Below are 23074 nucleotides of genomic sequence, written 5' to 3' on the forward strand. Positions count from 1 at the left end.
GGGGGTCTCTCTTTCTTGATCGGCCCTGAATATCCAGGGGCGGCGAATCGTAGAGGCAAGAGGCGGACCAAAGCAAGGGCGGAGAATTCCCGACAGCATCTAGCCCTGACGCGGCTCCAAACCTGTCCCACAATCTCCTTCGTATCCAGTTTCATTCGGGGACGAGGAGGAAGTCGATGAAGAGCCTGGCATTCACGCTTGCTATCATTGCCGCAATTGCCCTGGCGCTGCTCATCAACCACAGCGCGAAGATCTTCTACACGCCAGGTTTGGCCGACGACGACAAGGCGATTCGAGGACTCGTCCAACGCTACTACAGTCATCTGCGCGCCGACGAGTTCGAGCAGGCGGCTTTGTGCTACGAGCCATCGGCATTCCTGGGCGTTCCATTCTCTGGCGCCGAGGCACTGAAGGCAGCCAAAGAACTGAGCGGAGAGATTCCCGAAGAAATCAGCGTCGAAGCGCTGCGCATCAACGGAACGACGGCCTTCGGTGAAATCGTGATTCAACGCGATGGAATCGGTCCGGTCAGCATACAGATGACCGACTCCGAGGGGAACCGAATCGGCACCTGGGCGCGCACGTTGCACTTCGTGAAACTCAACAACGGCCAATGGCGCATCGCCAAGGACGACGACCAGGCCCTGGAATTGGACCTGGACTCGACGTCAGGGGTATTGAATGTCGCGCGGCAATACCTGAACGATCCAGCCAACAAAGACGAGATTCAGCGAGCGATCCAAGGCGCCAGTCAGCAGGCAGGCACTGCGGAATAGGTCTCAGTCCTCACGGCCGCGGGTGGATGATCACCAACTCGTTCGGAAGTTCATTCTTATCGTCCGGTTGGATGGGAAGCATTTCAGCCAGTTTGCCTTTTGCTTCGGCAATCGTTTGCGTGAAGGTCTCGGCGCGGCGGCCGGCGCGGAGTTGTTCGACGGCCAGATCGCGCAGGCTGTCCAGGAAGTCCTGTCCGACCTTTTCCGCCAAAGCATGGTCCGCGAGCACCACGACGCGGCGCTCGAAGAGCGAAAGGTACACGAGAATACCGCCGCGCAGTTCCGTGCAGGCCAATCGCCGCGATCCGAAGACATGCGACGCCGCCCGGGTAACCTCCGCGATCATTTCCTTCTCGCCAACGAAGAGCCGTCGCAGCAGGTGGACGTAGCTGGCAATGACGGAACCGGCGATGAATCCGAGCGTAACCGCCACGGCCTGCCAGCCGAACCCGATTCCGCTTGGCGAACCGAAGTTGCCGAGCGCGCCGCCTTCGCGCGAGAAGTCGATGAAGTTCACGCCGCCCAATACGACCAACGCCGCGATCAGGCCGCAGATCGACTCCGCGCGATCATAGCGGCCGGACTCGGTCGAGATCGCGCAAACGATCTCCGCGGCTGTGGCCTTCTCCGCCTCCGCGACGGCCTCTTCGACCTCGCGCTTCTGATTGCTGTTCAAGAAACTCTGAGCATTCATGCGTCCATGCCTTTGTCAGGTCGATGGGTTGTGATTACCAGGAGCCGGTGGCTCCGCCGCCGCCGGAGAAGCCTCCGCCGAAACCGCCACTGCTGCCGAAGCCGCCGCCACCTCGGCTGCGCACGAAGACGGCCAGTATGCCGACGATGATCCAGGAACAGAACGCCATCGCCAGCAGCACTCCACCGGCGATGAGCAGCTTCGAGCGGTACTCCGGGAAGAAGATCGCGAGGATCATCAGGAAAACCCCAAGTCCCGCCATCAGGAGAATGATGAAGAACGGGAAGAAGCTGAATGTCTGAACATCCTGGCCGAGTTGTGTGCTCTCAAGGCGATCGAAGAAATCCTGCTGCGGCAACGTCTCGGGATCCTGCGCGGCAAAGGCGCCCAGCTTGGCAACCCCCGCGACGATCCCGCCGGAGTAGTCGCCGGTCTTGAATCTCGGAATGATGTCGGTCTGCATGACCTGGTTCGCCGCATAGTCCCACCGCGAACCCCAATCGGCCCCGAGTTCGATCCGCGCCTTTCGATCGCCCAGCGACACCAACAACAGGATTCCCTTGTTTCCCCCCGGCGCTTTCGAGCCGATTCCCCACGAATCGAACCAGTCGCGGGCGAAATCCTCGATGCTCTCACCGCTGCTGCCGTACTGGGCCATCGAGTTGATTGTCACGACAACAATCGGGACATCGTGCTCCTCGTAGGCCTGACGCTGGATGTTTCCGAGGACGCCGATGTCCTGACGTGTCAGGAGATTGGCGTAATCATTCACAAACGAGTCGTCGGTCGGGACGGGCGGAATCTGCGCCGCGGCCAGGGCCATTGGGATCAGGAAAGCCAGGGCCAGCACCCAGAAGGCTTTCCTGCAAGAAAATCGTCGCATAGAGGGTCTCCAAGAAGGGGGTCAGGTGGCGTGTGTCCCACCTGCACGATCTATAAGAGGTCTCAGTGCCTTTATTCAGAGCGAAGCCCCGCAGAGGGGCAATGCTTTCCCTGGGCGAGCAGCCGCCATGACCCGAACGGCGCTTGACCGCCGGGCGGCTGGCGTGTTGGTTCGGGGCGCGCCCAAAGGGGCGGTTATTCTATCGAGGATGGGCCCGACATGTCTTCTGTGCTTCCCAATGCAACGTCTCACCGCTGGCCGGGATTGATCGAACGTTACCGCGAGTACCTGCCGGTGACGGACAAGACACCGGTCGTGACGCTGCACGAAGGCAACACGCCGTTGATTCACTGCCCCGCGGTCTCCGAACGCGTTGGCAAGGGTGTGAACGTCTTCGTGAAGTACGAAGGCCTGAACCCGACCGGATCGTTCAAGGACCGCGGCATGACCATGGCCGTGTCGAAGGCCAAGGAGGAAGGCTCGAAGGCAGTGGCTTGCGCATCGACCGGCAACACGTCTGCATCGGCGGCGGCCTACGCAGCTCGCGCCGGGATGACCTGCGCGGTTCTGATTCCGTCCGGCAAGAACGTTGCCCTCGGCAAACTCGCCCAGGCCATGATTGCCGGCGCCAAAGTGATCCGCATCGACGGCAACTTCGACGAGGCCCTCGAGTTCGTTCGCGAGGTTTGCGACAACCACCCCATTACGTTGGTGAATTCGCTGAACCCGTACCGAATCGAAGGGCAGAAGACCGGCTCGTTCGAGATCTGCGAACAGCTTGGCGGCAAGGCCCCGGAGCTCCACTGTATCCCCGTCGGCAACGCCGGAAACATCACCGCCTATTGGAAGGGCTACACCGAGTTTCACGCGGCCGGCAAGATCCCCGCGACCCCGACGATGTGGGGCTTCCAGGCAGAGGGCGCCGCACCCATCGTCCGCGGCCACAAGGTCGACAAGCCCGAGACCCTCGCGACCGCGATCCGGATTGGCAATCCCGCCTCCTGGAAACAGGCGGAAGCGGCACGCGATGAATCCGGCGGCCTGATCGACATGGTGACCGACGCAGAAATCACCGCCGCTTCGAAGTTCCTTGCGACGCGCGAAGGCGTCTTCTGCGAGCCGGCCTCGGCGGCTTCCGTCGCGGGGCTGATGAAGAAAGCCGAAGCGGGCCTCGTGGAACCGCTGGTGAAGGAATACGGCGAATTGAACGTCGTCTGTATCCTGACCGGGCACGGCCTGAAGGACCCCGACTTCGCGATCGGCAACACCGGGGGACTGATCGACATTCCGGCCAGCATGGATGCCGTGCTGGAGGTCCTTGGGCTGGACTGATCGCCGGGCGAAACCTCACAAAAGTCTGTCGTACCAGGGCCCGCGGGAAATGTTCCGCGGGCCCTGGTTTGTGTGATCGAAGCGGCGCAATCCATCCCGCGACTATGACTCTTCTCCAAAAATCGGTCCAAAAATGCTAAATCTCAATTTCCGAATTGTTGGAAATATCGGTCAAAATATGGCCAAAATGGGCATGTTTTGACCAAATAAAGCGCTCAAAGTAGGTTCACCAAATATTAACACAAAATATCGTTGACTACACCACGCGCGCTATGCATATTCCTCTGTTCTACTGAAGGCAGGCGAAAAATTTTCTCTCGGAAGGAGAAGGCGCCGTGACCCCCCATGAGTCATTAGCTTCTCGCGCACATTCGATGCGCACCCTCTGCAGTACTCTTCTGGTTCTTTCCCTCACATTCCTCATGTCGAGTCTGGCCCTGGCGGATGAATACGATCCCCCTTCCGGCTACTATGATTCGGCATCCGGACTCACCGGAAGCGCTCTCAAGAACGCTCTCCACAACATCATCGACGATCACACGAAGCTCTCCTACACGCCCGGCGTGTGGACGGCTCTGCGTGAAATCGATCAGGACCCCAGCAATTCCAACAACATCCTCGACCTGTACTCGAACCGCTCGATCCCCAAGACCGATCAGGATGGCTCGAGCAGCGCGACCTACGTTTGGAACCGCGAGCACTCGTTCCCGAAGTCGTTCGGCTTCAACTACGAGAGCTGGCCCCCCTACACCGACGTTCATCACCTGTTTGCGTGCGAGAAGAACATCAACTCGACCCGCAACAACCACTATTTCGACTGGGCAACCGGTGGCACCGAGTACGCGGTCGTAGGCACGACCGACGTCAACAAACTGCTCGGCGACGCTTTCGAGCCCTGGGATGGACGCAAGGGCGACGTGGCCCGCGCGCTCTTCTATATGGACACCCGCTACAATGGCGACCAGTCCAACGAGCCGGATCTGTCCCTGGATGATGGCCAGCCCGTAACCGGCGAACCCCACATGGCGAAGATCAGCACACTGCTCGAGTGGCACGCGCTTGACCCCGTCGTGCAGTGGGACCGCCGCCGCAATCACTTGGTCTACACGAACTACCAGCATAACCGTAATCCGTACGTCGACCATCCGGAATACGTTTGCTCCGTTTACGGCGGAGCAGCCTGCAGTGGCCCGACGCCGACTCCGACCGCTACGACAACGGCCAGCCCGACGCCGACCCCGACGCCGACCCCGACGTCGACCGGTGGCACGTTGACCAGCGGCGTGACGGTCAGCGATTCCGTCGCCCAGGGCGCCTGGGATCACTACTCGATTTACGTTCCGGCCGGTGCGACTCAGTTGCAGGTCGTCATGACCGGCACCAACGATGCCGACGTCTACGTCAAGCAAGGCAGCCAGCCGTCCTCGAGCAGTTGGGACTTCCGTCCGTACGTCAACGGCTCGAGCGAGACCGTGACGGTCAACAGCAGCTCCAACCCGACGCTTGTTGCCGGCAGCATGTACTACGTTTCGGTTTATGGCTACAGCTCGTCGACCTCGTCCTACTCGCTGACGGCGACGGTCACCGGATCGTCCACCCCGACGCCGAGCCCGACGGCGACGGCCACGGCCACCGCGAGCCCGACGCCTTCGAGCGCCGCGAACCTGTTCTTCACCGAGTACGTTGAAGGCTCCAGCTACAACAAGGCCGTCGAGATCTACAACGGCAGCGGCTCCTCGGTCAGCCTCTCCGGCTGGTCCGTGCAAGTGTTCTTCAACGGCGGCACCTCCGCCGGTTCGACGATCAACCTGTCCGGCACGCTGGCCGCGGGTGATGTCTACGTCATCGCCGACGATAGCTCCGTTTCCGCTCTGACGAGCGTTTCGGATATGCTGTTCTCCAACAGTTCCTGGAACGGCGACGATGCCGTGGCCCTGGTTTACAGCGGCACCACCGTCGACGTGATTGGCCGCATCGGCCAGGATCCGGGCAGCGCCTGGAGCGCCAACGGCGTCAGCACGCAGGACCAGACGCTGCGTCGCAAGTCCACGGTGACCTCCGGCGACTCCAACGGCACCGACACGTTTGATCCGAGTGTCCAGTGGATTGCCTACAGCATTGACGACTTCTCGAATCTGGGAACCGCCGGCAGCACGTCGCCGACCCCGTCTCCGACGCCTACGCCGACACCCAGCCCGAGCCCAAGCCCGACGGCTTCTCCGTCGCCCTCGCCGACGCCGAGCTCCGGCGGACTGACCAGTGGCGTGACGATCAGTGACAGCGTCGCCAATGGCGCCTGGGATCACTACACGATCTACGTCCCGTCGAATGCGACCCAGTTGCAGATCGTCATGACGGGCAACAACGACGCCGATCTGTACGTCAAGAGCGGCAGCCAGCCGACCGCCAGTTCCTGGGACTTCCGTCCTTACGTTGGTGGCTCGAGCGAGACCGTGACGATCAACAGCAGTTCCAGCCCGGCGCTGAACACTGGCGTGACCTATTACATCTCCGTGTACGGCTACGCTTCGGCGACCTCGTCCTACACGCTGACCCCGACGATCACGACGAGTTCCGCCACGCCGAGCCCGACACCTTCTCCCACCCCGACGGCGACAGCGACATCCACTCCAACCGGTGGCGACATGACGAGCGGCGTGACGATCAGTGAGAGCGTTGCGTACCATTCCTGGACGCACCACTCGATCTACGTGCCCGCCGGCTCGAGCCAGTTGCAGGTTGTTATGACCGGCAGTGGCGATGGCGACGTCTACGTGAAGCAAGGCAGCCAGCCGACATCGAGCAGTTGGGACTTCCGGCCGTACGCCTGGGGTTCGAGCGAGACGGTGACGGTGAATGGCAGCTCCAGCCCATCGCTGGTGGCCGGCAGCATGTACTACATTTCGGTGTATGGATACGAGGCATCCAGCATCAACCTGACGGCGACAATCAACTAGGCTTTCCCCCCGACTAGCCTTCGGTTGTCCTCCCTGAGGGACCCGACCGCCGCCCCGCCGAATTTCCCCCCTCGGCGGGGCGGGGTTCTTTTTAGAGGAAGCCGTATCGCGCCCCTGCGCTTGACTTCCGCTCAATCATTGGCCCCAGTAGTGTCATATGCTCCAGGGAGTTCGAGTCCATGTCGAGTGAGTCCGTCCCGCGCCTTCAGCCCTCGTTGGAGACCAGGCGCCTTATTCTCCGCCCGTTCGCGCTCACCGATGCGCCAGAGGTGCAGACGCTGGCGGGGGAGCGTGAGATCGCTGAGACAACTCTCAACATCCCCTTCCCGTACGAGGATGGCCTGGCCGACCAGTGGATTCGCACGCACCGTCGCGACTTCGAGCAGGGACGGGTTGCGATCTTCGCGATCGTGCGCCAGAGCGATGGTCTGCTGATCGGTGCGATCGGGTTTGTGCTAACGCTCAATCATGGTCACGGCGAACTCGGCTACTGGATCGGGCGTCCTTTCTGGAACAAAGGCTACTGCAGCGAAGCCGCTGAGGAGATGTTGCGTTACGGCTTCGAGGAATTGAATCTCCACCGCATCCATGCGCACCACTTCACACGCAACCCGGCTTCCGGGCGCGTGATGGAGAAGATCGGTATGCAGCACGAAGGGCGCATGCGCGAGCACGTCAAGAAGTGGGATCACTTCGAGGATATTGAGATTTACGGTATACTGCGGAGTGAATTCGAGCGTCGCGCCTAGTCGGCACTTGGGATCAGGATTCGGCCACCCAATCCCGCGGCGATTTCCATCAGAATCCAACTCGCATACGGCACCGCATCAGGACGCACGCCAAACAGCGACACGATGAACGGGGTCTCCGTCCCTAGTTTCTCTGCGCCATATCGTTCGAGAAAGTGCGCGCGGAATCGGACGTTACGCCAGTCGCTGAAGCGATAGGGAATTTCGGCCGTGAATCGATTCGGGTCGGGGGATTTCCAGTCCTTTACAAACTGCCACAGTGGGCCGAAACGTTCCGCGTGAAGTTCCTCGAACGCGGCGAGGTACTCCAACCAGCGGTGCGAGAGGTCCTTCGAGAGATCGTCTGGCAGCGTGAACTCCACGACAATTCCCATGCCGTCATCATTGTCACCGCAGAATGGATTGGGCGTCTCGTTGGGGAATGCGCCATCCACATCCACCAGAGTTTTCGAGATTGTCTGGGAATCGAGATCGGGATTCAGATCGAGATCGAGCCCCGCCAGTCGGTCGAGCGATGCGCTGCCGAGTTGCCAGGTAACGCTCGAATCCGACATCGCGCGATGGTGCAGCAACCGCGCGGGGAAATCCATATACGCGCGCAGATCGCTCGCAACATAGCACAGTACTTCCGGGCTATCCTGGGGGGTCCAGCCTTCGTCGATGATCAGGCGATCCATGTGCACCGTCGGGCCACCTTCCCGCCCGGCGGTTCGTCCAGGCGTCAGGATTTCTTCCAGATCGTGCCGCCGGGACGGTCTTCCAGGGCAATACCCAGGTCGCCCAATCGATCCCGAACCATATCGGCGAGTGCGTACTGTTTATCCTGACGCGCGCGCGCGCGTATGTCGATCAGAAGTTGCAGCAGATCCTCCTCAAGACCGGCGATCTGCTCCTCCTCAGGCTCCAGTTCGCACGTCACGCCGAGGACTTCGCGAAAGACGCCCAGCAGGGCCGTTGCGCCGGCCAGGAACGCCTTTTCATCGGTCTCGCCGCGTTCCACTCGGGCGCGTTCGCTGTTCACAATCGTAACAAGATCGAACAGGACGGCCAGGGCCTGCGCCGTGTTGAAATCGTCGTCCATCGCGGCGGCGAAGCGCTTCTCGACCTCGACCAACTGCTCGTGGTTCTCCCACTCCTCGGGCTCTGGCAAATCGCCGAGCAAGTGTAGCGCCTCGCGATACGCATCGCTGTATCGAGTCGAGGCCTTCTGGGCTGCTTCCAGGTTGTCCACCGTGAAGTCCAGCTCCGTCCCGTAGTGCGCCGAGATCAGGAAGTGGCGCAGCGTAATAGGATCGAACTTCTCAAGCAATGCATCGATCGTCTTGAAGTTTTTCAGCGACTTCGACATCTTCTCGCCATCGATGTTCAGGAAGCCGTTGTGAACCCAATAGCGCACGAACGGATGCCCCGTGTGGCATTCGCTCTGCGCGATTTCGTTTTCGTGGTGTGGGAAGCGCAGATCCGCGCCGCCGGCGTGGATGTCGATTGTATCCGAACCCAGACATGCCATCGACATGACGGAACACTCGATGTGCCACCCGGGGCGCCCCTTGCCCCAGGGCGAATCCCACGCGGGCTCGCCGGGTTTCGCGGCTTTCCAAAGGCAGAAATCAAGCGGGCTGCGCTTCAGTTTCTGCTGACTTTCCAATACGCGTTCGCCCTGCCTCATGTCGTCGAGTTTCTTCCGCGACAGGCGACCGTACTCCTTGAAGGATCGAACGTCGAACCAGACCGAGCCGTCCTCGCTCGCGTACGCGTGATCTTTGTCGACCAGACTCTTGATCAGGCCGATCATCTGGCCGATGAATTCTGTCGCCTTCGGATGCCGCGTCGCGCGGCGCACGCCGAGCGCCTCTGCGTGCTCGAAGAACAACTTCGTGTACTTCTCCGCGACCTCCTCGGCGGGAATGCCTTCTTCAGTAGCCCTAGCGATGATCTTATCGTCCACGTCCGTCAGGTTCTGCACGAAGTTTACATCATAGCCGCTGTACTCCAGCCAGCGCCGCATCACGTCGACGACAACGAAGTTGCGCGCATTGCCAATGTGAAACGGCCCATAGACAGTCGGCCCGCAATTGTAGAAGAGGACCTTCTTCCCCTCGGGATCGAGAGGAACGAATTCTTCCTTCTGGCGCGTCATGGAGTTGGTGATGCGAAGGGACATGGACGTCTCCTGGCGAAATCGATGTTTGTTTAAGAGAGGTTCTGAATCAGGTGGCCAACTGCTCGACGGGGCTTTCGCGCACGACTGAACAGATCAGGCTCACGACGGTGTCCTCATCCAGGTCCGTCGTGTCGACCAATGTGGCGTCGTCCGCGATTCGCAAGGCGCCCCACTCGCGGCGCCGATCGCGTTCGTCCCGATCGATCAGATTACGATAAATCTCTTCGTGCGGAACGGGCTTGCCCATTGCTTTCAACTGAGCCGCGCGTCGCTGCACGCGCACTTCGGGCGAACCGTCGAGGTAGATCTTCCACGCGGCATCCGGGAAAACGACCGTGCCGATATCGCGACCTTCGAGAACGCTCGATCGTTGCAGTCCGATGCGGCGCTGCTGATCGACCAAGGCCTCGCGCACATCGATGTTATCGGCCGCGCGGTGCACATTGCGTCCGACCTCTTCGTCGCGGATGGCCTGTGTGATTTCCTTCCCGTCCAGCCACACCGTTCCGTCATCGCGCAGTTCCAACGACAAATTCCGCGCCAGCGCGACCAGTCGATCGGTCGTCGCTTGCTCATCGGTCAACTGGAGGAAACTCCAGGCGACGGCGCGGTACATGGCGCCGGTATCGATGTGTCTGAAGTGGAGTTGTTCGGCGACGCGGCGCGCGACGGTGGATTTCCCGACCCCAACGGGGCCGTCGATAGCAACAACTGGAGCCTTCTGCACTGTGAGCTGTCTCCCGGAATTTGGCGCGCGGCCGCCCGCGCCCGGACAACGGATTGCCTAGGCCACCGCGGGCCCGTCGGGCAAGGGAAGATACAGGAAGCAATGGGTTGGATATGGCGTGATCGAGCTGTCACGTCTTGCGGAACTTCGTCCCCAGCCGCATCAGCAAATCGTAAGTCTCGCGATCCCAGAAGCGCAGCGCCGCGCCGTAGAGCAGCGTGGGCACCGCGGCCAGCAGGAACGACACGATCTGGTGATCCGGCAGCAGCGCGCACAGGCCCCACAGAGCCAGTCCGAAGAGTCCCCACAGCGGGATGAAGCGCATCCACGAAAGGAAGAACTTCGTGTAGCCTGCCCGCAGCAGCCAGGCCAGCAGCCCGCCGTAGACGAGCCACATTGCAGCGGAGCACACCGCCAGGGCTGCTATTGCGGTCTCCACCCCTCGCGATGCTCCCCAGATCAGAGCGCCGGCTCGCACGATCAGGTTCGCGCCGTTCCAGAACAGGCCGACCTCTGGCCGATCGCGCAGGACGTCCAGGCTCGAAATGGGCGAGAAGAGGCCCTGGAAGACCAGGTAGAGCGCCAACCACTTGAACATCGGGGCGGCGCTGTCTACCCAGTCCGCACCGAGGATCAGGTGGACCAGGATCGGGGCATAGAACGCCAACCCGAGCAGAACGATCGGAATCGTGGCAGACGCTCCGCGGAGAGTCAGGAGAACCCGGCGTTGGAGCTCGTTCTCTTCCAGTCCCGCCAGCGCCGGGAAGGCGACTCGCCCGATCGCGTGCACGAGAAGGAACATCGGCATCGCAATCAGTGCGTTGGCCATCGCGAAGACGCCCGCTGCCGCCTCGCCCACCAGCGCGCCAAGAATCAGCACCGGCGCCTGGGCGCCGCTCGCATTCAGAAGTTGATCCGCCGTGAAAACCGAGCAGAACCGTCGATGCTTGCCAACCAGGGCTCGAAACTCGCGCCACGCGGCACCAACCTGGAAGATTGTACCGAAGGATCGCCCCCGCCATAGGATCGCCACCTCGACGACGGCAGCCACCGCATACGCCGTGTAAAGCGCCGCCACGGAATGCCACAGCAGGACCAGGGCGGCTCCGCCAAGCAGCGTCACGGCCGTGTTGCTGAACTCCGCCACGCCGATCCGCGCGAAGTTCAACTCCGCCACGTGCAGCGGCTTCACGTTCAGCTTCAGTGTTTCCAGAAAGACGATCAGCGGGAAGAACCAGAGCAGGTAACTGCTGTCGCCGAGGCCCATCCAGCCGGCGATGACGCCGTGCCCCGCCCAGGCAACGATTGCGAGGATCGCGGCCCCGAGCATCAGGGCGCCGCGCAAGGCCCGCCCGTAGCGTTCGCGCTGCTCGGCCTCGCGCACGACCAACTGATCGAACCCGAGTGAAAGCGCCGCCCAGACCATCAGGTGGAGCGAAATGACCTGCCGATAAACACCCCATTCCGCTTCGCTGACCAGGCGCGCGATGATGGCCAGGCCGGCAATGCCGATCAGGCGCTGAGCGAATGTGAACGCCAGCACCCATCGGACGGCGGTGACGGGGGATCGACTCTTCATGCAGTTAGCTGGATGCAACACGCGAACACGGGCAAGGGGGATTGCCCGCTGCCGCTATTCGCTGCGCCTCATTCGAGGTATTCCCGAAACCACTGTCGAGCGTGCAGAATCACGTCTGCCAGTTTTCCGGGTTCCTCGAACAGGTGCCCGGCATCGGGAATAATCTCGAAGTGCTTGTGGCAGACAATGTGCTCCACGGCCGCCTCGTTCATGCGGATCACCGGAGTGTCATCGCCCCCGACGAGCAACAAGATCGGGGCGTGGATGCGACCGAGAGCTTCCTTGCCAGCGAGGTCCGGGCGCCCTCCGCGCGAGACGATGGCTTTGACAATTCCCGGATTCCAACTGGCCGCGACAATCGCCGCTGCGGCGCCGGTGCTGGCCCCGAAGTAGCCGATATTCAATTGATGCGTTTCGTCCTGGCGCGTCAGCCATTCGGTTGTTTCCGTCAAACGCGTCGCGAGGAGTCCAATATCGAAGCGATGCCGCCGTGTGCGTGCATCGATTTCCTCCTCCTCCTTCGTCAGCATATCAAAGAGAAGAGTAGCGAGGCCGCTCTCGTTGAGATCCTCTGCAACAACCCGGTTCCGCCGACTGTTCCTGTTGCTGCCGCTGCCATGTGCAAACAGAACAATCCCCCTGGCCCTGGGCGGAATCTTCAGGATTCCTTTCAGTTCAGCAGAGCTTGTCTGAATCTCGACCAACCCTTCCTCGCTCATAGTATCGTCCTTTCGTTCTTAGAATTCTGCAAGCAGCCGACGGACTTCCTCATCGTCGGTCTGCGTAAAATCCGAGTACCACGCACCAACGCCGCCGAACGGCGATGGTGTGCTCAGGCAGACGAAGTCCTCAGCTCGCTTCTCGAATGTTGACTTCGTATCCTCCGGCGCCACGGGCACCGCGACAATCGAGTGCGCAACTTTCAAGTCTTTCAGCGCAACCAGCGCACTCCACATCGAAGCACCCGTTGCAATCCCGTCGTCTACAAGAATCGAAGTTCTTCCCGCCAACATCATCGGTACGCGATCGCCGCGATACAGCGATTCCCGCCTCATGAGCTCGGCTTCTTCCCGCCGTGTTACTTGCTCGATCTCGCGATCGGCAATTGCCAGCGCCTCGATCACGTCGCTGTTCAGAACGCGCACGCCTCCCGTTGCGATCGCACCCATCGCCAACTCCTCACGCCCGGGCACGCCGAGCTTCCTGACAATAAAGACGTCGAGCGGAACGCCCAGGGCTTTGGCGATTTCATAGCCCACGGGAACGCCGCCGCGGGGCAGCGCCAGAACGATGACATCGTCCCGGCCCGCATAGGACGTGAGTTCCCGAGCCAGCAGCCGGCCCGCTTCTCTGCGGTCCGTGAAATGGAGGCCTTTTCCCCAGTAGGGCATTGCATTGATCCCGGTGCGAGTGGCGCCCACTCTCGAAGAGAAGGTCGATTGAACTCACAGTTGCACGGACGATCCCAGAGCTCAAGTCCTCACTGCACAGGATGTCCAGGAATCGGATCATAGAAAGGCATGGTAGGGTCCATTCGGAGCAAAACGGCGTCGTTTGGACCGGTCAATCTTTAACAGCCGTGAAAACCGGCGGGCAAAGTGAGAGCGGAAATTCGAAGAGAAGTGATTTTCCATGCCAAGCGCCTTCGTTTTATCAAAATCCTGCGACGCGGCTTCTTGTCTTACTCAGTTTGAGCGCACCAAGACTTCATCGTGAAAGATTGATATAATTGGATTTGTGCTGTTTATTTACCGCTTGAGAAACCGCGGGCGAGCAAGCCCTTAACCAGAGGCCTGGGCACCCGGTTTTTATAAAACGTTTCATTGTATTTTTCCAAATTTTCGGAATTCGAAAGATTAATCGCGTTGCACGTTCGCACCGTTTTTGATTGAAGTGGTCCAACGTCAATAAAGGCTTTGCCTGTCGGGGGGAAGCCCAAGTGACGAAATCCAAATTGTCCGAAAAGTCGAGCGTCGCACCGCACCGCATCGCCGGCTCAGAAGGGCAGAAGGGAAAGTCACCATGAAGAAATTTAGTAAAGCTCTCGTTGCCGGCGCCGCACTCGCCCTCGCACTGCCGGCAGGCCTCCAGGCCGGTGTTATGATGCAAGGCTTCTATTGGGACACCCCCAATGGTTGGTACAACACGATGAAGAACAACGCCTACAGTCTGCGCTACATGACTGGCGGCGAAGGCATCGACCGCATGTACTTCCCGCCCCCGTCGAAATGCGCCGGCGGCGGCTACTCCATGGGCTACGACCCGCACGACTATTATGACGTTGGCCAGTACTATCAGCACGGCACAACCGCCACCCGTTTCGGAACGCAGGCTGAGTTGAAGGCCGCCACCTCCAAGTATCGCGGCTACGGCGTTGTGACGATGGCGGACATCGTCCTCAACCACCGCAGTGGCGGTAACAGCGAATACAACCCCAACGCCGGCTACAACACCTGGACGAAGTTCAATAACCAGTCCTCCGGCATGTGCGTGTGGAACTACAATGACTTCCACCCGTCGACCTTCGAATGGTCGGACGAAGGCGTTTTTGGTGGCTATCCGGACGTCTGCCACAACACTGGTTCTGCTCCAGGCCAGCCCTACGGCGACTTGATCAGTTGGGGCAACTGGCTGAAGAACACCGGCAACGCCGGCTTCAACGGCGGATGGCGCTTCGACTACGTGAAGGGCTATCACCCGTGGATGTCCAAGGACTTCCGTTACAACACCGGCTACGGCATGGGCGTTGGCGAGTACTGGGATTCCAACACCAGCACGTTGAACTGGTGGGCCGGCTCTGCCGACTGCCAGGCGTTTGACTTCGCAGCCTACTACACGCTGAAAGATATCTGCACCAACACCGGCGGTGGCGGCTACATGCCAAACCTCGTCAATAGCAACAAGTCCTTCGCGGCCAAGAACAGCTATCGCGCCGTCGGATTCGTCGGGAACCACGACACCGACGAGATCTTCACCGACAAGATGCTGGCCTATGCTTACACGATGACCTACAAGGGCTATCCCTGCATCTACTGGAAGGATTACTTCAACTACGGTCTTGCAACCCTTGGCGGCCAGTGGGGCAACGGCATCAAGCAGTTGACCTGGGTTCGTAACAAGCTGGGCAACGGCGGACCGAACGTCCAGAACCTGAAGACCAACGATGGCAACCTGTTGATCTACGGCGACGCCGACGGCAACAGCAGCCACCCGGGCTTCATCATCGCGATCAACGACGACAGCTACTCCTGGCGCGGCTCCTGGGTCCAGACTTCGAATGGCAACCTGAAGAACAAGACCCTGAAGTGCTACGCCTGGTACTCGCCCAACAGCGGCCAGAACTATCAGCCCTCCAGCAAGTGGTGTAACAGCAGCGGCTGGGTCGAAGTTTGGGCACCGCCGCGCGGCTACGCCGTGTACGCGCCTAACGGGTACTGATCCGCAGGCTTGACTCATGGGGGGACGCTCGGATGCCTCGTTTGAGCGTGTCACCGTGACGGGGGCTTCGGCGATAAAGTCCGTTCTTCGGGGGAAAGCGGACCTAGCCGAAGCCCCCTTTCTTTAAAGTCTGTCGGATCGCGCCACACCTCGGCGCCGGCCGGATCGATCGCAAGATCGGTCCGGCCGAATTCCTTTTTTAGGCGAGGCATTGCCTCAAGCCACTTGGCCGCTCGCGCAACTCGCCGCAATGGAGCACACTCACATGGTGCTTCTATTCAGCACTGCAAAGAATTGAAAGGGGAGAGGAGAGACTACTCGTTGTCGCGCCGCAGCAGATCGACCATTGATTGATCAAGCAGGCTCAGTTGCTTTGGCTCGACGTAATAGGTGCGGCCGCCGGTGCGAACCAGCGGATCGCCATTGGCGTCGGCCAGTAGCTCGAACTGATAGATCACTTCATCGTCTGCATCGAGGAACTCGAGCTTCAGATTTGACGCCCCGGCATCACCGGAGACGAGTTCACTGTTCCATTCGAGTGCTTCTGCACGAGCGATGAACGTGTCTACCTTATCATCGGACACGACACGCGTTGCCTGGCCGGGGAAGGAGAGCTTCCACACGCCGGACTGTTTTGTGATTTCCACGGTGTTCTGTCCGGTCAGCAGGCGCACGTGTTCCGTACGATCGCCGAAGCCGGTCTGGATACGCCGCTCTTCCAGGTCGCGACGGAACTTATACAACTCATTCACCCGCTGGAAGTCGATTCCCCAGATCGTGTGATCTTGCAGGCGTTCTGCGTAGGCAATGCCCTCTGCCGTGTCGACTGTGCCGACGCGAAGGCCCTGGGCCTTGCCGTCTGCGCCCCACGCAATTAGCTCGAGGCTCGGCGAATCGAGTCCGTAGCGCCGCAGCGCCGCCCCGCCGATCGGGCGATCTGCGGCAAAACTCGTGGCGGCCTGCAGGAAGCTACTCAACTTCTCGGGGTTCATTTCAAGGTCCGGGAATTCCTCGAACTCCCAATTGCCCTCTTCGTTGCGCGCCATCGCCATCTCGGCGCGGCCAGAGCGCGTCTCGAGGCGCTGAATCTGCTCGGGAGTCAACCACAGGAAGCGCTTCGTGCTCCACTCCATCCGCGGGCGCAGGAAATCCGAGAACGTAGTCGAACGCAGCACGCCGATCGTGTCGTTCAGATTCGAGCGCGCAAAGAAATCTCCCTCGCCGGCCAGCTTGTTACCGACCTCCAATCGCTGTTTCTTGCCATCGGCCAGTGCAATCTCCACCGTCAGCGTCGGCGATGTAAATCCAAGCGCTGCGGTCGACGTGGCCGGATCGTCCATCATCGCGACGGCGCGCGCCTGAGAGAGCGACGCCAACATGCGATCGACCATCTCGCCATCGGCCGGTGTGCGATCGTCGTCGAGTAACCACGGGAATTCTCCCTTGGTGTCTCTCTTCAGTTCAAATTGCTGGCGTTGACCGCCGATCGCGATTGTCTGAACATCGACCGGATCGAAACGCAGCAGCATCTTGTCGCGCAGCAGTTGCAGATCCTTCTGCGCCTGGTTGCGCACCCAATCGCCAACGGTGAAAACGTCGTCCGTTCCATCCACCATCGCATAAACGCGGCCCAACTGGCTGGCCTCTCTGCCGAAGAGCAGTCGAACCTTCTCGTCCTTGCCCGCGACGCTAGCCTGGACGGTCACGATCGGCATCGGATCGTCGAGGCCGTACGTCTCCAAGTCGTCCGGTCTGAAGGGGAGCGACTTCTTCGCTCCGCGGATGTTGTCGACGAGAGCCTTCACCTGTCCCACATCCGCCCGCATTTCCACGGGGGTCGTCACCCACCACTCGTCTCCGTCCCTCTTTTCCAGGCGATAGGTTCCCGATTCGTTTTCGAGCAGCACCATCGTCGCATCCATGAAATCGAACTCCATGATGCGCATCGCCTGGGCCTGCTGGAGATTCTCTGTTCGCGTGCGATTGCGATCTGCCAGGAATGCGCCCAGCAGAAGCGCCGCCACGATCGCCGCGATGATCGGCTTGCGGAGGTTCATCGCATGCGCCTCCTTGCGATCGTGTAGCCGACACCGCCTGCCAGCAGGCCCAGTCCAAGGAGCAACAGGCCGCCGCAGATGATCCAGAAGCGCTTCTCGGTCAGTTCCAGGTGCGTGGCCGGCAGCAGTTTCGGCGGAATCGCCATCTGGTCCTCGCGCGCAGCCAGCCAGTTCACACACTGGGTCAGGAACGTCGCGGACTCATCCTGAACGAAGTCGTTGCCGAACGTATCGGAATCGCCGATCACGACCATCCGAGCAACATCGCCCCGCACGCCGCCGGGGGTTCCGAATATGGAAGCCATCGCCGTCGGCCACGCATGAATCAGCGCCTCATCTTCGGGCGGAGTTGCCTTCAACGTGTCGCGCAACTCCTGGGGATCTTCCGCCCACACCTTGTCATGGCTCGCCAGCAGGGGAGTGATCATCGCGTCCGCGGAAGCAAGTTCCGGCCGATTCTCCAGCGGACGAACGTTGTTCATCAGGAACGGCTTGTCGCTCGATGCCGCAACGATCGCGTGCTCTCCGACCGGGCGCACCATCACGGGCAGGCCCTGCATGACATCGCGAGGTGCGAAGCGATCGATCAGAATCTCGTTCGGAGCGTCGATGCCTGCTCGCTGCATCACGGCGCGCAGATTCGGGAAGTCGCGCCCCTGGATCAGCATCGGATCGATCAAGATCAGAATCGATCCGCCTTCATCCAGGTAGCTCAGCAGAATCTCGCGCTCCCGATCATACAGATCGATTGTCGGCCCGGAAATTACCACGACACCCGCATCGGTCGGGATCTGCGCGGCTGTCTGCAGATCCAATCCCGCAACCGGCATGATGCTGTCGGACATCTGCTGTGCGGCCTTCTGCAGGGAGAAATCATTCTGGCCGGGACGACGATCCTTGAGCGGAGTCAATCCCCGCTCGCCCTTGTCGGACAGGAAGTAGATCTTCTGATCGCGACCGCGAACGACTCGCAGCAGAGCGTTGGAAAGGCTGTTCTCCCGATAGCGATCCGTCGCGCGAATCACCGTCCGTTGACGGCGCAATTGTTCGCCGCCACGATATGCCGTCACAAACACATCGCCGGGATACACACTGTCTGCAAACTGCATTGCCTCGGCTGCGTTGATTGTCGGATCGAAGATCTCGAAGTGGATCTTGTCAGATTCGCGCTCGTACAGATCCAGGAAATCCCTCAGCGACGCGTGATCGGCCAACTCTGCAAAGACCGTGACCTGCACTTGGGTGTCCAGTTGGTGCAGGAACACGCGCGTTTGCTCCGACAATGTATGAACGCGATGCTCGGTGACATCGATCGGCACCGAGTGATTCGCGACCATCAGATACACGAAAATGCAGGACAGGAAGATGAAGAGGCTGTAGGCGATCGAGGCAACGCTGTCGCGAACGCTGCCGCGCTCCTGCCACACAATGCCGAGGACCAGCAGCACCAGGGCTGCGCCGCCCATGCCGAGCAACCATGCCTGGAAGCCGCCCAGGATCGCACCCCAGATCAACGTGCCCAACAACAGTACCGCGCCGAGGATCGGCAGAAACAGTTGGCGCAGCATGTAGAAGGACGATCGATTCATCACGCCCTCCACCGCAGCGATTCAATCTGCCGCACCGCCAGGAACAGGAACAAGAAGGCGAACAGCACGAAATACGCGCCATCGACTGCCGATATCGATCCGGCCAGGAATCCTTCGATATGCCCGACGATCGTCAGATGTTCTGCCAACTGCGCCAATTCCGGCGACCGGAAGGCTCCGAGCAACGTCGAGACGATCAGAAGCATGAAGATGACAATGTATGTCAGCACCGCGGCGACGACTTGCGATTCCGTCAGGCTGGAGAAGAAGACACCCAGGGCGACGTACGCCAAAGTCGCCAGCACCAGCGCGCCGTAACACGTCGCCACGACCGCCCACTCCGGATCGCTCAACCACGTGACGATCGCAGGAAACACGAGAGTCAGCGCGAGGTAGACGAGAAGGGCGGTACTGTTGGCGAGGAACTTCCCAAGCACCAGGCTCCATTCTCCGGCCGGCGTGGTTCGCAGCAGCGCGAGCGTGCCGTGTCGGCGTTCCTCAGCAAACGCACGCATCGTCAGCATCGGAACCTGCATCAGTAGGAAGAAGTGAATGACCTGGAAGAGTTGTGTGACCAGCGCGACCGTAACGTTGGAACTGACGTTGTTCTCCTGCGCATATCCTGGATCGGCGAAACCCAGCATCATAACGACGAAGACGAGGCCGCTGGCCAGGAAGAACACGCCCGACAGGACCCAGAAGAGCGAAGTCGTGAACAGCGCACGCAGATCGCGACGATAGACGAGCATTGTCTGGCGAATGGCGGCCATCATGACTCCGTCCCCACTTTCGCCATCGGATCGTTGATCGCGCGCAGGAAGATTTCTTCCAGAGTCGCTTCCTCTTCATGGAGATCCAGTAGTTCCATGCCGCCATCGAGGATCGCACGTGCGATCAGCGGACGGAACTCCATGCGCCCCTGCCATTTCACGCGCAGATAGCCTTCACCCTTCGGTGCGCCGGAGAGCACCTCGATCTCCGTATCCGGTGCGGCTTCGCGCAACAGGTCCGCCGCCTCGGCGGGCAAGCCTTGCACATGCACGCGGACACGGCGCTCGGCGCTTTGCTGGCCAATTTCTTTGACCGGGCCCTGTGTTACGATACGGCCCTGGTTTAGAATCACGACGCGCGTGCACGTCATGGCGACTTCCGGCAGGATGTGCGTCGATAGAATCACTGTGCGGTGTCCGCGCATCTTATGAATCAGATCGCGGATTTCTGAAATTTGGCTGGGATCGAGCCCCACGGTTGGCTCGTCCAGGATCAGGACACGCGGATCGCCGAGAAGGGCCTGAGCCAAGCCCACGCGCTGCCGCATGCCCTTGGACAAGTTCCCGACCAGCCGTCCGCCCACGTCAGAGAGACCGGTTTCCTCGAGCGACCGATCCACCTGGAAGTTCACATCGCGCGCTTCGACCAGCTTCATCCCCGCGACGAACTTCAGGTAACTGCGCACTGTCATCTCGGGATAGAGCGGCGCCTCTTCGGGCAGGTACCCGAGCAGCCGGTGAACGTCGCGGTGGCGGCGCGTCACGTCGAAGCCGCCGATCTGCGCCGAACCGCTGGTGGGCAGCGCGAGACCAGTCAGGATCTTCATTGTGGTTGTCTTGCCTGCACCATTCGGGCCCAGAAAGCCAAGGATCTCCCCCTCCGGCACGTCAAAGGACAAGCCGTCGAGGGCCCGATTCGGCCCGTAGAACTTCGTCAGGCAATCGACATGGATCATCGTCGAGAAGATTCCGGCTTCATCGCGAAGGTGGCGTCGCCGGCGAGCGATTACAGACGCTCGATAATGCCGGCAACCAGTTGACAGAATTTCTCACCAACCAGTTTGCCCGTCTCCATCACTTCCTCGTGGGTCGTGACGACGTCGGACTTCAGCACCAGCGAGTTCGTGATCACCGAGATGCCCAGCACGCGTGCGCCGGCGTGTACAGCCACGAGGTTCTCCGGCACGGTCGACATGCCGACGGCATCGGTCATGCTGCGGAACATCTGGACTTCGGCCTGTGTTTCATAGGTCGGGCCGGTGCTGGCCAGGTACGTGCCTTCCTGCAGTGTGATTCCCAAGTCGCGGGCCGTGCTGCGGGCCAACTCCATCAGCTCCGGATCGTACGGAGCCGACATATCCGGGAAGCGCGGCCCGATCGAATCCAGGTTCGCGCCGATCAGCGGATTACGGAACTGGTTGTTGATGTGGTCGTTGATCAGCATCAGGTCGCCGGGCGTGAAGAGACGATTCACACTGCCGGCGGCATTGCTCAGAATCACTGTCTCGACCCCGAGCGACAACAGCGCACGCAGCGGAATCACCGTCTCGCGCACATCGACGCCTTCATAGACGTGCTTGCGGCCGCTCATGACGATCACGGGCTTACCGCCGACCTTGCCCCAGACCAGGCGCCCGGCGTGGCCAACCACGGTGCTTTGGGGGAAGTGTCGCAGCTCGTCGTAGGAAACCGACTTGGCATCCTCGACGGATTCGCCGAACTTGCCGAGGCCGCTGCCGGCCACGACCAGGATCTTCGGCACATCGCCGACCTTCTCGCGCACGCTGTCCGCGGCGTCCTTGATCAGCGCTTCATGTTGTTTCGGATCGTCGAGATGACTCACGTCTTCTTCCTCATTTCAGAAAATGCTCAGCCCAGCTTCTTGCGCAGGCGCCACAGTGTCACGAAGGCTTTTACGATTTCCAGCCCTGAAATCTTCGATTCTCCTGCCCGCCGATCGTGGAAGACGATCGGGATCTCCCGGATGCGCGCGCCGCGGCGCTGGCAGACAGCCAGCAGCTCCATCAGGCAACTGTATCCATCCGAACGAATCGAATCCAGATCGATGCCGCGCAGCAGCTTCGTGCGATAGCACCGATAGCCGCTCGTGCAATCCCGTGCCTTCAGTCCCAGGATCATTCGCGCGAGCGTATTCGCGCCCCAACTCAGGACGTAGCGATGCGGACCCCAGTTCCGGATGCCGCCCCCGGCGATATACCTCGACCCGACGACCACATCCGCGATCCGCGCCATGTGCAGAATCTCGTACAGGTGCCTCGGATTATGCGACAGGTCCGCGTCCATCGTGATGGCGAGGTCGTATTCCCGCTCCATCGCCCAACGGAACCCCGCCAGGTAGGCCGTTCCCAGCCCCAGCTTGCCTTCGCGCTCCAGCAAATGCACGCGCCCGGGGTACTCTTCGGCCCGCTCGCGAACCAGGTCGGCCGTTCCATCCGCCGACGCGTCATCCACGACCAGCACATCCACCTGTCCGCGCTGTTCCATCAGACCATCGATCAGATGGCCGATGTTCTCCACTTCGTTGTAGGTCGGAACGATGCAAACGGCACGCGGCATGACGGGCTCGCTTCGGGGAGTGGCCGCACTCGTGGCACAGCCCGTAAGGTCTGCGGATTCAGGGCCCGGGTGTCAAGGCCCGCGGGGATAGAACCGATCAGACTGGCCTCATGAAAAACCGCCCCTTCAGTTCGAAGAGGCGGCTTTCCGTAGTGAGGTGACTTGGTTGGTTATTCCTTTTTTGTCCAACTGGTGACGTCGTCGTCGGTGCCTTCCTGGCCATCCGGACCGTCGCTCCACAGGTCGTAGTCTTTGCTGTGCTCGCCGGGGGCGCGATAGCGGAACTCGTGGCCCCATTGGTCCTTGGGAACCGAATCGGCGTCAAGATAGGGACCTTCCCACATGCCTTCAGGGGCGTCGCTGGGTTCTTCGAACAGAGCCTCGAGGCCTTCATTCGTGTCCGGGAAGCGTCCCAGGTGCATCTCGAACTGCGAGAGCCCGAGCTTGATGTTGTGAATCTGGGTCTTGGCAGCCTGAATCCTGGCTTTCTTTGACTTACCGGCGAGACGCGGGCCGACGATGGCCAGCAGCACGCCGATGATCACGACGACGAACATGATTTCCAGGAATGTGAAGCCTCTGCGGCCGCGGTTGTTGTGACGAATCATCAAACTCAAACCTCCTTCAGATTAGGAAAACGCTCCGCATTCTCCCCTGTGTGATTGCCCCTCGCCGAACTAAGACACCTGTTTGTGCTGTCCGGTTTGGCGATGGACACCGATTCTAATGGCAAGCATCGGGCCACCGACGGCGGGGGAGGGAAAAAAGGGAGAAACGCAGGC

The 23074-nt window shown here is 60.6% G+C and carries 20 protein-coding genes; 5 read left to right on the forward strand and 15 right to left on the reverse strand.

Annotated features, from left to right (window positions below; all coding sequences use genetic code 11):
* Positions 1-176 precede the first annotated feature (176 nt).
* Complete coding sequence (locus KQI84_12030; GenBank protein MCB2155606.1) at positions 177-776, forward strand: hypothetical protein; 600 nt, start codon at positions 177-179, stop codon at positions 774-776.
* Between the two features lie 10 nt (positions 777-786).
* Here the strand turns inward: KQI84_12030 and KQI84_12035 are convergent, their stop codons facing one another.
* Both KQI84_12035 and KQI84_12040 read right to left on the reverse strand, forming a co-directional pair.
* Positions 787-1470: a hypothetical protein gene (locus KQI84_12035; protein ID MCB2155607.1), complete on the reverse strand. Its 684-nt coding sequence runs from the start codon at positions 1468-1470 to the stop codon at positions 787-789.
* A 34-nt stretch (positions 1471-1504) separates the two neighbouring features.
* Positions 1505-2353 (reverse strand): TPM domain-containing protein, encoded by an 849-nt coding sequence (locus KQI84_12040; protein ID MCB2155608.1) that lies wholly within the window; start codon positions 2351-2353, stop codon positions 1505-1507.
* A 219-nt stretch (positions 2354-2572) separates the two neighbouring features.
* On the opposite strand from KQI84_12040, the gene KQI84_12045 reads away from it, so the two are divergent.
* The 3 genes from KQI84_12045 to KQI84_12055 all read left to right on the forward strand — a co-directional run bounded on the left by KQI84_12045 (position 2573) and on the right by KQI84_12055 (position 7391).
* On the forward strand, positions 2573-3685 hold the full coding sequence (locus tag KQI84_12045) for a threonine synthase (protein MCB2155609.1): 1113 nt from the start codon (positions 2573-2575) through the stop codon (positions 3683-3685).
* 335 nt (positions 3686-4020) lie between these two features.
* Positions 4021-6642, forward strand: a complete 2622-nt coding sequence (locus tag KQI84_12050) for an endonuclease (GenBank protein MCB2155610.1) — start codon at positions 4021-4023, stop codon at positions 6640-6642.
* A 179-nt stretch (positions 6643-6821) separates the two neighbouring features.
* Positions 6822-7391: a GNAT family N-acetyltransferase gene (locus tag KQI84_12055; protein ID MCB2155611.1), complete on the forward strand. Its 570-nt coding sequence runs from the start codon at positions 6822-6824 to the stop codon at positions 7389-7391.
* Here the strand turns inward: KQI84_12055 and KQI84_12060 are convergent.
* The 6 genes from KQI84_12060 to KQI84_12085 all read right to left on the reverse strand — a co-directional run bounded on the left by KQI84_12060 (position 7388) and on the right by KQI84_12085 (position 13252).
* Complete coding sequence (locus KQI84_12060) at positions 7388-8068, reverse strand: hypothetical protein (protein MCB2155612.1); 681 nt, start codon at positions 8066-8068, stop codon at positions 7388-7390. The two genes, KQI84_12055 and KQI84_12060, sit on opposite strands and share 4 nt — an antisense overlap.
* A gap of 44 nt (positions 8069-8112) precedes the next feature.
* Positions 8113-9555 (reverse strand): cysteine--tRNA ligase, encoded by a 1443-nt coding sequence (gene cysS, locus KQI84_12065; GenBank protein MCB2155613.1) that lies wholly within the window; start codon positions 9553-9555, stop codon positions 8113-8115.
* A 46-nt stretch (positions 9556-9601) separates the two neighbouring features.
* Positions 9602-10282 carry a (d)CMP kinase gene (cmk, locus tag KQI84_12070; protein ID MCB2155614.1) on the reverse strand — a complete coding sequence of 227 codons (681 nt, stop codon included), beginning with the start codon at positions 10280-10282 and terminating at the stop codon, positions 9602-9604.
* 130 nt (positions 10283-10412) lie between these two features.
* Positions 10413-11861, reverse strand: coding sequence for an oligosaccharide flippase family protein (locus tag KQI84_12075; protein MCB2155615.1), 1449 nt, complete (start codon positions 11859-11861; stop codon positions 10413-10415).
* Positions 11862-11929: 68 nt separating this feature from the next.
* A complete protein-coding gene (locus KQI84_12080; protein ID MCB2155616.1) occupies positions 11930-12580 on the reverse strand; it encodes a dienelactone hydrolase family protein in 651 nt (216 codons plus the stop codon).
* 18 nt (positions 12581-12598) lie between these two features.
* A complete protein-coding gene (locus tag KQI84_12085; GenBank protein ID MCB2155617.1) occupies positions 12599-13252 on the reverse strand; it encodes a phosphoribosyltransferase in 654 nt (217 codons plus the stop codon).
* Between the two features lie 631 nt (positions 13253-13883).
* Between KQI84_12085 and KQI84_12090 the strand changes: the two genes are divergently transcribed.
* A complete protein-coding gene (locus tag KQI84_12090) occupies positions 13884-15299 on the forward strand; it encodes a DUF1939 domain-containing protein (protein MCB2155618.1) in 1416 nt (471 codons plus the stop codon).
* Between the two features lie 314 nt (positions 15300-15613).
* Here the strand turns inward: KQI84_12090 and KQI84_12095 are convergent, their stop codons facing one another.
* From KQI84_12095 to gspG, 7 genes are all read right to left on the reverse strand, one after another.
* Complete coding sequence (locus KQI84_12095) at positions 15614-17356, reverse strand: DUF4340 domain-containing protein (GenBank protein ID MCB2155619.1); 1743 nt, start codon at positions 17354-17356, stop codon at positions 15614-15616.
* Positions 17353-18945 (reverse strand): GldG family protein, encoded by a 1593-nt coding sequence (locus tag KQI84_12100; protein ID MCB2155620.1) that lies wholly within the window; start codon positions 18943-18945, stop codon positions 17353-17355. Before KQI84_12100 ends, KQI84_12095 begins: the two co-directional genes overlap by 4 nt.
* A complete protein-coding gene (locus KQI84_12105; GenBank protein ID MCB2155621.1) occupies positions 18945-19718 on the reverse strand; it encodes an ABC transporter permease in 774 nt (257 codons plus the stop codon). Before KQI84_12105 ends, KQI84_12100 begins: the two co-directional genes overlap by 1 nt.
* Positions 19715-20671 carry an ABC transporter ATP-binding protein gene (locus tag KQI84_12110; protein MCB2155622.1) on the reverse strand — a complete coding sequence of 319 codons (957 nt, stop codon included), beginning with the start codon at positions 20669-20671 and terminating at the stop codon, positions 19715-19717. The genes KQI84_12105 and KQI84_12110 overlap by 4 nt, the downstream gene beginning before the upstream one ends.
* Before the next feature lie 50 nt (positions 20672-20721).
* Positions 20722-21558, reverse strand: coding sequence for a purine-nucleoside phosphorylase (locus KQI84_12115; protein MCB2155623.1), 837 nt, complete (start codon positions 21556-21558; stop codon positions 20722-20724).
* Between the two features lie 26 nt (positions 21559-21584).
* Complete coding sequence (locus KQI84_12120) at positions 21585-22292, reverse strand: polyprenol monophosphomannose synthase (GenBank protein ID MCB2155624.1); 708 nt, start codon at positions 22290-22292, stop codon at positions 21585-21587.
* A 170-nt stretch (positions 22293-22462) separates the two neighbouring features.
* Positions 22463-22900: a type II secretion system major pseudopilin GspG gene (gene gspG / locus KQI84_12125; GenBank protein ID MCB2155625.1), complete on the reverse strand. Its 438-nt coding sequence runs from the start codon at positions 22898-22900 to the stop codon at positions 22463-22465.
* Between the last annotated feature and the right edge of the window lie 174 nt (positions 22901-23074).

This window comes from bacterium, from assembly GCA_020444065.1.
In the GTDB taxonomy this organism is placed as follows: domain Bacteria; phylum Sumerlaeota; class Sumerlaeia; order SLMS01; family JAHLLQ01; genus JAHLLQ01.

Excerpts from the sequence above, each read along its gene's own strand:
- KQI84_12045 (MCB2155609.1), top strand. The coding sequence starts at position 2,573 with ATGTCTTCTGTGCTTCCCAATGCAACGTCTCACCGCTGGCCGGGATTG.
- KQI84_12055 (MCB2155611.1), top strand. The coding sequence starts at position 6,822 with ATGTCGAGTGAGTCCGTCCCGCGCCTTCAGCCCTCGTTGGAGACCAGG.
- KQI84_12110 (MCB2155622.1), bottom strand. The coding sequence starts at position 20,671 with ATGATCCATGTCGATTGCCTGACGAAGTTCTACGGGCCGAATCGGGCC.
- KQI84_12035 (MCB2155607.1), bottom strand. The coding sequence starts at position 1,470 with ATGAATGCTCAGAGTTTCTTGAACAGCAATCAGAAGCGCGAGGTCGAA.
- KQI84_12095 (MCB2155619.1), bottom strand. The coding sequence starts at position 17,356 with ATGAACCTCCGCAAGCCGATCATCGCGGCGATCGTGGCGGCGCTTCTG.
- KQI84_12030 (MCB2155606.1), top strand. The coding sequence starts at position 177 with ATGAAGAGCCTGGCATTCACGCTTGCTATCATTGCCGCAATTGCCCTG.
- KQI84_12075 (MCB2155615.1), bottom strand. The coding sequence starts at position 11,861 with ATGAAGAGTCGATCCCCCGTCACCGCCGTCCGATGGGTGCTGGCGTTC.
- KQI84_12100 (MCB2155620.1), bottom strand. The coding sequence starts at position 18,945 with ATGAATCGATCGTCCTTCTACATGCTGCGCCAACTGTTTCTGCCGATC.
- KQI84_12060 (MCB2155612.1), bottom strand. The coding sequence starts at position 8,068 with ATGGATCGCCTGATCATCGACGAAGGCTGGACCCCCCAGGATAGCCCG.
- KQI84_12080 (MCB2155616.1), bottom strand. The coding sequence starts at position 12,580 with ATGAGCGAGGAAGGGTTGGTCGAGATTCAGACAAGCTCTGCTGAACTG.
- KQI84_12040 (MCB2155608.1), bottom strand. The coding sequence starts at position 2,353 with ATGCGACGATTTTCTTGCAGGAAAGCCTTCTGGGTGCTGGCCCTGGCT.
- gspG (MCB2155625.1), bottom strand. The coding sequence starts at position 22,900 with ATGATTCGTCACAACAACCGCGGCCGCAGAGGCTTCACATTCCTGGAA.
- KQI84_12090 (MCB2155618.1), top strand. The coding sequence starts at position 13,884 with ATGAAGAAATTTAGTAAAGCTCTCGTTGCCGGCGCCGCACTCGCCCTC.
- KQI84_12085 (MCB2155617.1), bottom strand. The coding sequence starts at position 13,252 with ATGCCCTACTGGGGAAAAGGCCTCCATTTCACGGACCGCAGAGAAGCG.
- cysS (MCB2155613.1), bottom strand. The coding sequence starts at position 9,555 with ATGTCCCTTCGCATCACCAACTCCATGACGCGCCAGAAGGAAGAATTC.
- KQI84_12105 (MCB2155621.1), bottom strand. The coding sequence starts at position 19,718 with ATGATGGCCGCCATTCGCCAGACAATGCTCGTCTATCGTCGCGATCTG.
- KQI84_12120 (MCB2155624.1), bottom strand. The coding sequence starts at position 22,292 with ATGCCGCGTGCCGTTTGCATCGTTCCGACCTACAACGAAGTGGAGAAC.